Annotated in this window: 10 protein-coding genes and 2 pseudogenes; 4 read left to right on the forward strand and 8 right to left on the reverse strand. The window is 75.0% G+C overall.

Annotated features, from left to right (window positions below; translation table 11 throughout):
• Positions 1-106: 106 nt before the first annotated feature.
• A complete protein-coding gene (locus VR44_RS22715) occupies positions 107-934 on the forward strand; it encodes a dienelactone hydrolase family protein (protein WP_045949425.1) in 828 nt (275 codons plus the stop codon).
• A gap of 159 nt (positions 935-1093) precedes the next feature.
• Here VR44_RS22715 and VR44_RS41990 read toward each other — a convergent pair.
• Positions 1094-1568: pseudogene (locus VR44_RS41990) on the reverse strand (MerR family DNA-binding transcriptional regulator).
• 184 nt (positions 1569-1752) lie between these two features.
• The gene (locus VR44_RS22725; protein WP_045949426.1) at positions 1753-1935 is read right to left on the reverse strand and encodes a CsbD family protein; all 183 of its coding nucleotides are present in this window, start codon (positions 1933-1935) and stop codon (positions 1753-1755) included.
• A 158-nt stretch (positions 1936-2093) separates the two neighbouring features.
• On the opposite strand from VR44_RS22725, the gene VR44_RS46005 reads away from it, so the two are divergent.
• The 3 genes from VR44_RS46005 (at position 2094) to VR44_RS22740 (ending at position 4240) form a co-directional block, all read left to right on the forward strand.
• Positions 2094-2249, forward strand: coding sequence for a DUF6131 family protein (locus VR44_RS46005; protein ID WP_094191845.1), 156 nt, complete (start codon positions 2094-2096; stop codon positions 2247-2249).
• Between the two features lie 208 nt (positions 2250-2457).
• The gene (locus tag VR44_RS22735; RefSeq protein WP_052713772.1) at positions 2458-2925 is read left to right on the forward strand and encodes a nucleotidyltransferase family protein; all 468 of its coding nucleotides are present in this window, start codon (positions 2458-2460) and stop codon (positions 2923-2925) included.
• 85 nt (positions 2926-3010) lie between these two features.
• Positions 3011-4240: a cytochrome P450 gene (locus tag VR44_RS22740; protein WP_045949428.1), complete on the forward strand. Its 1230-nt coding sequence runs from the start codon at positions 3011-3013 to the stop codon at positions 4238-4240.
• A 64-nt stretch (positions 4241-4304) separates the two neighbouring features.
• On the opposite strand, the gene VR44_RS22745 is transcribed toward VR44_RS22740, so the two are convergent.
• From VR44_RS22745 to VR44_RS22765, 6 genes and pseudogenes are all read right to left on the reverse strand, one after another.
• The gene (locus VR44_RS22745) at positions 4305-4541 is read right to left on the reverse strand and encodes a hypothetical protein (protein ID WP_045949429.1); all 237 of its coding nucleotides are present in this window, start codon (positions 4539-4541) and stop codon (positions 4305-4307) included.
• A 94-nt stretch (positions 4542-4635) separates the two neighbouring features.
• The gene (locus VR44_RS22750; RefSeq protein WP_045949433.1) at positions 4636-5856 is read right to left on the reverse strand and encodes a glycosyltransferase; all 1221 of its coding nucleotides are present in this window, start codon (positions 5854-5856) and stop codon (positions 4636-4638) included.
• Positions 5853-6663: pseudogene (locus VR44_RS42825) on the reverse strand (MerR family transcriptional regulator). The gene VR44_RS22750 and the pseudogene VR44_RS42825 overlap by 4 nt, the downstream one beginning before the upstream one ends.
• A 52-nt stretch (positions 6664-6715) precedes the next feature.
• Positions 6716-7624: a LysR family transcriptional regulator gene (locus VR44_RS22755; RefSeq protein ID WP_045949430.1), complete on the reverse strand. Its 909-nt coding sequence runs from the start codon at positions 7622-7624 to the stop codon at positions 6716-6718.
• A 240-nt stretch (positions 7625-7864) separates the two neighbouring features.
• Entirely contained in the window at positions 7865-8377 is a 513-nt protein-coding gene (locus VR44_RS22760; RefSeq protein ID WP_045949431.1) for a GNAT family N-acetyltransferase, read from the reverse strand.
• A 29-nt stretch (positions 8378-8406) separates the two neighbouring features.
• Positions 8407-9456, reverse strand: a 1050-nt coding sequence (locus VR44_RS22765) for an outer membrane protein assembly factor BamB family protein (RefSeq protein ID WP_045949432.1), incomplete at its 5' end; no start/stop codon positions are given.

Genomic DNA, 9456 nt, shown 5'->3' on the forward strand with positions numbered 1-9456 from the left:
TCCCTGCGGGCGCCCGCCCCGCCGCGCCCGCGTGTGGCGAGATTACCCCCGGCTCCGGCGATCGCGCCCCTGACCCGGGGCCCGGTCCCCGGGTGAGGCTGGCCCCATGAGCGAATCCGATCCGATCAGCGACTTCATCCGCCGGAGCGTGACCGTGGAGGGGGTGGAGAAGACGGTGTACGTGGCCGGTTCCGGGCCCGCGGTCGTGGTGCTGCCGGAGATGCCGGGCATCAGCCCGGACGTCCTGCGGCTCGCGCGCTGGGTGCGGGACGCGGGTTTCACCGTCCACGTGCCCTCCCTGTTCGGGAGGGACGGCGCCTTCCCCACGGCCGAGGGCGGCAGGGAGGTCGTCCGCCGCGCCTGTGTCAGTGCGGAGTTCCGTGCCTTCGCGGGCGGCGGGACCAGCCCGGTGACGGGCTGGCTGCGCGGCCTGGCGCGCCGGGCCCACGCCGAGTGCGGCGGTCCCGGGGTGGGGGCGATCGGCCTGTGTTTCACCGGCAACTTCGCCCTCACGATGGCCCTGGAGCCGGCGGTGACCGCCCCGGTGGTCAACCATCCGTCGCTGCCGCTGGACGACCCCGGCGGGCTCGAACTCGACGCGGCGGACGCCCGAGCCGTGCGCGAGCGGCTCCACCGTGACGGGCTGACCGTCCTCGCCTACCGCTTCGAGGGCGACCGCTGGTGCACGGGGCAGCGCTTCGCCGCCTACCGTGCGCTGCTCGGCGACGCCTTCGACGGGCGCGTCCTGGCGGACACCGCCGCCAACCCGGCGCCGCCGCCCTTCTTCGCCGAACTGGTGGGAACCCCGCACAGCGTGGTCACCGCCCATTTCGTGGACGAGGCCGGCCATCCCACGGTGCGGGCCCGCGACGAGATCCTGGGCTTCCTCGCCGGCCGGCTGCTCCCGCCGGGGAGCTCTCAGCCGTCGCGGTAGAGGGGCCGGGTGTCCACGTCCCACTGCCGGACGGCCGGGAACGCCTCCTCCTCGGCGTCCCGGGCGCCGCGCCGCCACGGGCGGGTGCTCCCGTCGCGGCGCGGGCGGGTGCTCCCGTCGCGCCGCGGGCGGGTGCTCCCGTGGCGGCGCGGCCGGGGTTCACCTCAGACGGGCCGCCGCGTACGCCTCCATCGCGGCCCGGTGGTACGCGGCCAGGCCCGGCGCGATCAGCTCGTACGCTGCGTGCCACGCCTCGTTGTCCGTGCAGGACCGGGCGAGCGCGAGGTACTCGTCGACGGAGACGGCGCGCAGCGCCACCAGTGCCTCGTACTGGGCGTGGATCTCGGCCTGGAGCGGCTCGGCGCCGGCCGGGGCGCCGGCGGCCATCAGCTCGGCGATGCGGATCATCTGGGCCGTCCGCTCGCGGTGCTTGGCCTCGATCTCGGCCGGGGTCGCGTGGGCGGTCCGGCGGCGGACCCCCTCGGCCAGTCAGGAGCTGGTGCTCGCCGTAGTAGCGGTGGCCGTTGGTGCCGATGCGGGCCGGCGGGAGGAGCCCCGTCTCGTCGTAGTGCCGCAGTGTCCTGGCTGTCACGCCCGACATCCGCGCGACTTCCGCGATCGGCCAGTCCGTCATGGTTCCCCTCACGAGCGTCGCCGGGCCGGTCCTTCCGGCCCGTTCGCCACGGTAGGAACTGCCGCAGCGACAACTTCAACCCCCCGAGGGCACCGCGCCAGGACGGACTCTCACGGCTCCCGGGCGCGCGCGGCGGGCACGGCGCTCGTGTGGATGCGCCGTGCCCGCCGTGCGGGGCCGCCGGTCAGCGGTTCGCGTCGTGGATCTTCTTCATCCGGGCCGCGGCGTCCGCCTGGGACTCCTTCGCCCGTCCTGCGGCCTTCTCCGCCTTGCCCTTCATCTCCATGCTCTTGTCGTCGGCCATGTCGCCGATCTCTTCCTTCGTCTTGCCCTTGAGCTGCTCGGCCTTGCCCTTCATCTTGCCCATGATGGCCTCCCGGCTGGGGGTAGCGAACGCCTGGCGGCTACCCGGAATACGGAGCCCCATGCTCCGCGAATTCCGCGGGTGCCCTCACGCATGCATGAACCCGCGCGGCGGTGGTAGACGCGGGGGGTCCCCCCATCGTCAGGGACCAGGAGGTACTCATGATTATCCTGGGCGTCATTCTGCTCATCGTCGGCTTCTTGACCGGGATCTCGATCATCTGGACGATCGGCGTGATCCTCGTCGTCATCGGTCTCGTCCTGTGGGTGCTGGGCGCCGTCGGGCACGCCGGGGGAGGACGCCGGCACTACTATTGACGGCCGCATCCGATGCACAGCGTGCACCGTCGTGACACTCCCGCCCCCTGCCTCCCCGGCGACCACGCGCCGCCGGGGGGCCCGGGCCGGGACGGGCCCGACGAGGGGTTGCTGCCGAAGGACCACACCCAGGCGATCCTGGAGACCACCAAGAGGGTGGCGGTGCTGCTCAAGGGGTCCGGGCGTCCCTTTCGCCCTGGCCGGCAGCGTGGCCGCCTTCGCCCACGGGCTGCCCGCGAACTTCCAGCACGACACGGACTTCTGCGTCCGCCCCGAGGACGCCGAGGAAGCCGTGCGGGCACTGGAGGCCGGGGGCATCGCCATGCGCCGCGCCCCCGAGGACTGGCTGGTCAAGGGGAGCGCGGGCGGTGAGGAGATCGACCTGATCTTCGAGCTGGCCCGCCGCCCGGTGAGCGCCGCCCTCCTGCAGCGCGCGACGGTCAGGGCGGTGGACTCGGTGTGGATGCCGGTCCTGGCGCCCACCGATCTGATGGACAGCCGCCTCGCCGCCCTGTGCGAGCACTACTGCGACTTCGGGGACCTGCTGCCGATGGCGCGCATGCTGCGCGAGCAGATCGACTGGCGGCGCCTCGACCACGACCACCGCGATTCACCGCTGGCCGACGCGTTCCTGCACCTGCTCGACACGCTCCGCGTCATCGACCGCGCGGCATGACCCGGCGGTCTTCCCGGTGGGGCGGGGGTCGGGCAGGATGGCGCGGCGGCCGGGAGGCCGCGGTCGCGCGCGGGGTGGAGGGTGTGTGGGGGCAGGGCGGGAGCAGGAGCGGCGGGACGCGCTGTACCGGGATCCGTATCCGCCGTACGAGCGGGCGCGGCGGGCCGGGGGGCTGACGTACGTGCCCGAGGTGGACGCGTGGCTGGTGGCACGGGACGAGGACGTACGGGAGGTGCTGCGCCGGGCGGAGGACTTCTCCTCCGCCAACGCGCTGCTGCCGGACGTCGTGCCGTCGCAGGAGGTACTCGGCGTGCTGGCGCGCGGGTTCGGGCCGCGGCAGACTGTCGTCTCCTCCGACGGGGCCGTCCACCGGCGTCATCGCGCCCCGCTCGCCCGGGCGTTGTCCGCCGCGCGCTCGGCGGCCCTGCTGCCGTACGCGCGGGAGTGCGCGCGCGAGCTGGTGGCCCGGGTCGCGGAGGCCGGCTCCGCCGAGCTGGTGGAGGCGTACGCCCGGAAGCTGCCGGGGCTGGTGGTGGGGCGGCTGATCGGGCTGGATCCGGCGGACGTGCCGGCCGCCGTGCACGGCGGTTACCGGGCCGAGGAGCTGCTGTTCCGCCCCCTGTCGCCGCAGGAGCGGGTGGCCGCCGCCGAGGACGTCGTCGCCCTGCAGCACCTGCTCGACGGGTACGTCCGTGAACGCAGGGCGCGGCCCCGTGAGGACCTCTGCTCGGACCTGGCGGCCGCCGCGGCCCCGCCGGGGGCCGGGCTGGGCGAGGAGCAGCGCCACGAGCTGGTGGCGCACCTGCAGAACCTGCTGATCGCCGGCTTCCTGACGACCAGTGCGCTGATCGCCACGACCCTCCTGCACCTGCTCTGCGACCGCCGTCAGTGGGAACTGCTGTGCGCCGATCCGGCGCTCACCGCGGCGGCGGTGGAGGAGGGGCTGCGTTTCGACCCGCCGGTGCAGGCCTTCCGCCGGGTCACGACCCGGCCGGTGGAGATCGCCGGTACGGAGCTGCCCGCCGGTGCCACGCTGCTCGTGGCGTACGCGTCGGCCAACCGGGACGAACGGCGCCACGAGGACGCCGGCGTCTTCGACATCCGCCGGGCCGGGACCCGGCAGCCGCACCTGTCCTTCGGGCACGGCCCGCACGCCTGCCCGGGCTCGCACCTGGCCCGCGGTCAGCTGCGGCTCACCCTGGAGCTGTTCACCGAGACCCTGCCGGGCCTGCGGCTCGACGCCGCCCGGCCCGCTCCGGTGATGCGCCCCACCCTCATCCACCGCTCGCCGGAGGCCCTGTACGTGACGTGGTGAGCCGCGCCGGGTGGAGGGCGGGCGGAGCGGTGGCGGACGGGGCAGGCCCGCCCCTGGGCGGAGATCAGTGGAGGATCCAGTGGAACTTGCCTCCGCCGACCCACCGGACCTCGTCCAGGTCGTCGAGGTCGTGGATGGTGATACCCGCCTCGGCGGCGATCAGCAGCACGTCCGTCATCGAGGTCGCCCGGCCGACGACTTCTCCGTCCAGCTGGACGATCCGGAAGGGAGGGTCGCCCGGCTGGACGGAGAGGACGGTGATGCGCGCCGGGGACATGTGGGGTACCGATCCTTCAGTCATGGGAAAACGGTTCCACGAGGTGGCCGGTGCCGCGCGTCGGCGACACGGTTTCGGGGGGCCGATCCCCCGCACGCGGCCCCCGGGGCCGGACCCCCTACCGGGCGCGGGCGATCCTTTCGACCGCCTCCAGGACCCGTGCCGCTCCGTCCTCCGTGGCCATGTGCCGCGCCGCCGCCCGGGCGGCCCGGGCGTACGGCTCCTCCTTCACCACCCGGTCCAGCGCCTCGGCGAGCCCCTCGGCCGTGAGGGAGGCGAAGGGGAGGGGGGCGGCCGCCGCGCCGAGTGCGGCGAGGCGGCGCGCCCAGAACGGCTGGTCCGCGGTCACGGGGACGGTCACCGCGGGAACGCCGGCCCGCAGCGCGGCCGCCGAGGTACCGGCCCCGGCGTGGTGGACGACCGCGGCCACCCTCGGGAGGAGCAGGGCGTGCGGGACGTCACCGACGGTGAGGACGTCCGGACCGCCGTCGGCGGTGAGTCCGGCGCTGCCGCTCTGCAGGACGCCCCGCAGCCCGGCGCGGCGCAGGGCCCGCACGGCGAGCTCGCCGAGCCGCTCCCCCTCGCCGGAGGCCATGCTCCCGAAGCCGATGAGGACGGGCCGCGGGCCGGCGTCGAGGAAGTCCTCCAGGTCCGCGGGCAGCCGCTGGGCCGGGTCGACGTACGGCCACCAGTTGCCCACGACGTCCAGGCCCGGCCGCCAGTCGGCAGGGGCCGGCACCAGGGCCGTGCTGCAGCCGTGCAGCACGGGCCAGTGCTCCCGTTCCCGCTGCCGGCGCATGGCGGAGGCGGTGAGCGGCGCCAGCCCGAGCCGGTCGCGGAGCCGGGCGGCCCCCTGCTCGCTGATCCGGTCGGCCATGCGCAGGGCGAACCGTCCGGCGGCGCGGTTGCCGAGCCGGCCCAGGGAGCGGGCGCCGGTGACCACGGGAGGGAAGTCCCCGGTGGGGGCGGTGGGCTGGAGGTAGACGCCGAGACCGGGCGTGCCGGTGGCCTCGGCGAGGTGCCAGCCGAGCGGGGCCGTGGTGGTGGACAGCAGGAGCAGGTCGGTGCCCGCGTCCACGGCGCCGGCGAAGCCCTGGCCCAGTTCGGTGAGGAACGCGGCGGCGGTGCGCATCAGTTCGCGCCGGTCGGTGACGTCCCCGCGCGGCCGGGTGTCGGCGGGGAGGGCGCGGAACTCAAGGCCCGCGGCGCGTACGAGGGGGGCGAAGGGGGCGGTGGCGGCGAGGGCCACGTCGTGGCCGGCGGCGCGCAGTGCCGCGCCCAGGCCGGTGTAGGGGTCGACGTCGCCGCGCGATCCGGCGGCGGCGATGAGTATCTTCATCGGTTCTCTTCCGAGTCGGTACGGCCGTCCGTGCGGCGGGCCGCGTTGGCGTGGACGGCCTTGCAGAGGTAGGCGGCGAGGCCCGGGCGCTGCTGCGAGGGCGGTACGACGAGGGCGAAGGCGCGGGGGTCGGCGAGGAAGTCGTCCGCGATGCGCCGGTGCATGCCGGGCGGGCAGGAGGTGAACCACCGTGAGATGTGCAGGCGGTGTTCCTCGGCGATCCTCGGCGAGGTCCATGGCCCGTTCGCCGTCGCAGGGCTCAGCCTCGTCGAAGGCGGTGAGCAGTTCGGCGCGCCAGGCGGTGGCCTCGCGCATGAGCAGGCTCCAGTCCTCCTTGGTGTGGGCGGCGGCGCGGGCCATCGCTTCGCGGCGGCCCTCCGAGCCGGTCCACTTCAGCTCCGCCTCCGTGGCGTAGCTCAGGTCGAAGGTGATCTCCCCGAACACCTCGAAGCGCTCCTGCGGGGTCAGCCGGACCCCGGTCTGCTGGACTTCGATGGCCCGCGCGGCCACCTCGGCGAGCCGCTGCAGCCGGGCGATCTCCTCGCCGAGCTGCCGCTGCCGGGTCCGCAGGTGCTCCAGGACGTCGGCCTGCGGGTCGCGGAGGATGGCGGCCGTCTCGTCGAGGGTGAAGCCGAGTTCGCGGTAGAAGAGGATCTGCTGGAGGCGCGCGAGGTCGGCGTCGTCGTAGAGCCGGTAGCCGGCGTGGCTGCGGCTGCCCGGGGAGAGCAGCCCGGCCTTGTCGTAGTGGTGCAGGGTGCGCACCGTCACCCCCGCGAAGGCCGCGACCTGTCCTACGGAATACGTCATCCCACCTGCCCTTTCGTCGGGGTTCAGGCTGAAGCCTGACGTGGGGTGAGGGTCAAGTCCGGCCGGTGGCGTCCTCGTCGGCGCAGGCTTCGGCGACCGTGTCGGCGAAGGCGCGGGCGAGCGGGGTGAGGGCGTCCCAGCGGCGGACGGCCCAGCCGACCGGGAGCGGGGGCAGGTCGGGTACGGGGACGAGGCGCAGCGGCCCGCCGGCCGGCGCGCGCAGTCCCGGGACGGCCGGTACGACGGTGTGTCCCAGGCCGAGTTCGGCGAGCAGGAGCGCGGTGTCCCAGTCGGCCACGCTGGTGTCGGAGCCGACGTGGACGCCGAGTCCGGTGAAGGCCGCGTCCAGGCGGGCGCCGGAGAGGGAGTTCGGCGGCAGGCGCACCAGGCGCAGGCCGGTGAGGTCGGCGGCGGCGACGGCCGGGCGGGACGCGAGCGGGTCCTCGGCGCGTACGGCCAGGACCCAGGGCAGGTCGACCACGGGGCGCTGCTCGATGCCGGGCACCGGGGGGCCGATGGTGACCCAGGCGAGGTCGAGGGTGCCGGCCAGGAGCGCGTCGAAGCAGCGGCGGCTGGAGGTCTCCGTACGGAATTCCAGGTTCACGGCGGAGTGGCGGCGCCGGAAGCCGACGATGGCCTCGGCCATGAAGTGGCGGACGGTGGCCCCGCCGGTGCCGACGCGTACGGAGCCGCCCTCGCCGTCGGCCAGTTCGCCGATCCGGCGCAGGGCGCGGTCCAGGGCGCCGATGCCTTCGGCGGCCGCCTCGTGGAGGATGCGTCCGGCCGGGGTGGGCACCACGCCGCGCGGCCGGCGCTCCAGCAGGGCCACGCCCGTCTCCCGCTCCAGCCGCTTCACGTGCTGGCTCACGGCGGACTGCGTGCGGCCCAGTTCCCGCGCCACACCGCTCAGGCTCCCGGCCCGGCAGACGGCCACGAACACCCGTAGATCGTCCAAGGTCACGAACCCCAAGCTAATGCTTGGGTTTGAGTAAGGAAACCCCAGGATTGACTGGGCTCGTGGGGAGGCGGCAGGATTTCCGTGGGCCCAGGCGGCAACCTGTCCGGCGTCCGCGACCGGTTCCGGAGCCGGTGCGGACGCCGGACGGGTGCCGACCACCACATCGCACGTCCCGCCGGGCGGCTCGCCCTTCGGCGCGTGGGTCGAGTGCCACAGTGCGGCGCCTCGGTTCAGCGCCTCGGTTCAGCGCCTCAGTTCGGCGGCCAGGAGGTCCATCAGGAGGCCGTCGTGCCAGGTGCCGTCGGCACCGCGCTCGTACTCGCGCATGATGCCCACCGGCCGGAAGCCGACCTTCTCGTAGCAGCGGATCGCCGCGGCGTTGTCGGCCGCCGGGTCGATGACCAGCCGGTGGTAGCCGCGGTCGTCGACGAGATGGCGGGCGAGGGTGCGCACCGCGTCGGTGCCCAGGCCCCTGCCGTGCAGGGCGGGGTCGAGGAAGAGGTCGATGCCGGCGTGCCGGTAGTCCGGCTCCTCCTCGGAGTACCACTGGATCATGCCGGCGATCCGCTCCCCGTACCTGATGGTCAGGCAGATCGTGCCGGGGTCCTCCAGGTCCCCGGCGATCTCCGCTTCCAGGTCGTCCTCGCCCCGCCACCGCGCGCGGACCTCGGGAGTGGCCCGGATGGCGGCCAGGGCGGGGATGTCCTCGGTGAGGGTGGGGCCGAGGACGACGGAGGCTCCTTGCAACACGGTCATGGGCAGGCAGGATAGGCGACCGGGCGCCGTCACCAGCCGTAGACCGGCCCCAGGTCGAAGAGGGGCGGAAGGGTGCCGCCGGGATCCAGGTTGACGAACGTCCACCCGTACAGGACCGTCCGGCCGGCCATCGGGAGCTCGCGCACGCGCAGCACCGCCGGCTCCCCGGCCGGGGCGCCGGTGCGCGGGTCGAGGTCCCACAGGTGGGTGTACGCACCCCGGGAGACCACGGCGACGCGGCCCCGGGGCATGCCGCCCAGCGTGGGTACCGACCAGTCGTCGCCGAGGGGGCGCTCCCACAGGAGGCGGCCGTCCGTCAGCGAGAACCCGGCCAGGACCTCCCGCTTCTCCCGCTCCGGGACCGCCACGACGAGGACGTCGCCGAGGCGGATCCGGCGGCCGTCCGCCGACGGGACGTACGGGGAGCCGGCGTCCGTGTGCGGCCTTCCCCGCGCGTCGAAGACCAGCAGGCGGTCGCCCGCGATGACGGAGGCCGCCGGGGCGGCCGAGACGATGCGCGCGGGTTCGGTGCCGGCCGGGAGCGGGGAACGCCAGGCGGGGGCGCCGGTGGCGGGGTCCAGGGCGAGGAGTTCGGTGCCCGACGCGGAGCGGACCGTCACCAGTACGCGCTCCCGGCCGGCCTGGAAGCCGGTGGCGGTGGTGCCTTCGGGCAGCGGGGAGCGCCAGCGTTCGGCGCCGGTGGCGAGGTCGCGGGCCACGACGGCGGCGCCCGGCGCCGTCAGCACGAGGGAGCCGCCCGCGGCCACCGTGCCCGACGGATCCGGGACGTCCCGCGCCCACAGCTGCCGGCCGGAGACCAGGTCCACCGCCACGAGGCGGCTGCCGCAGACGCCGCCGCGTTCGTACGCCAGGAGCCCGGTCCGGTCGGGGGTCTCCTCGCTCATCCCGCAGACCGCCGCCCCGTCCGGAGGAGTGCCGATGCCCCAGCCGTACCGGTCCCCTTCGTGGTAGGCGGTCACCCCGTCCGTGCGGACCCGGATCGTGGAAGCGGATCCGTGCTCCTCCCAGGCCCCCAGCGGCCTCCCCGCGGCCGGCCCTTCCGGGGCCTGGTAGCCGAA

The sequence above is a fragment of the Streptomyces katrae genome (assembly GCF_000966975.1).
In the GTDB taxonomy this organism is placed as follows: domain Bacteria; phylum Actinomycetota; class Actinomycetes; order Streptomycetales; family Streptomycetaceae; genus Streptomyces; species Streptomyces katrae.

Coding starts and splice junctions, on each gene's coding strand:
- VR44_RS22715 (WP_045949425.1), top strand. CDS start 107: ATGAGCGAATCCGATCCGATCAGCGACTTCATCCGCCGGAGCGTGACC.
- VR44_RS22725 (WP_045949426.1), bottom strand. CDS start 1,935: ATGGGCAAGATGAAGGGCAAGGCCGAGCAGCTCAAGGGCAAGACGAAG.
- VR44_RS46005 (WP_094191845.1), top strand. CDS start 2,094: ATGATTATCCTGGGCGTCATTCTGCTCATCGTCGGCTTCTTGACCGGG.
- VR44_RS22745 (WP_045949429.1), bottom strand. CDS start 4,541: ATGACTGAAGGATCGGTACCCCACATGTCCCCGGCGCGCATCACCGTC.
- VR44_RS22750 (WP_045949433.1), bottom strand. CDS start 5,856: ATGAAGATACTCATCGCCGCCGCCGGATCGCGCGGCGACGTCGACCCC.
- VR44_RS22760 (WP_045949431.1), bottom strand. CDS start 8,377: ATGACCGTGTTGCAAGGAGCCTCCGTCGTCCTCGGCCCCACCCTCACC.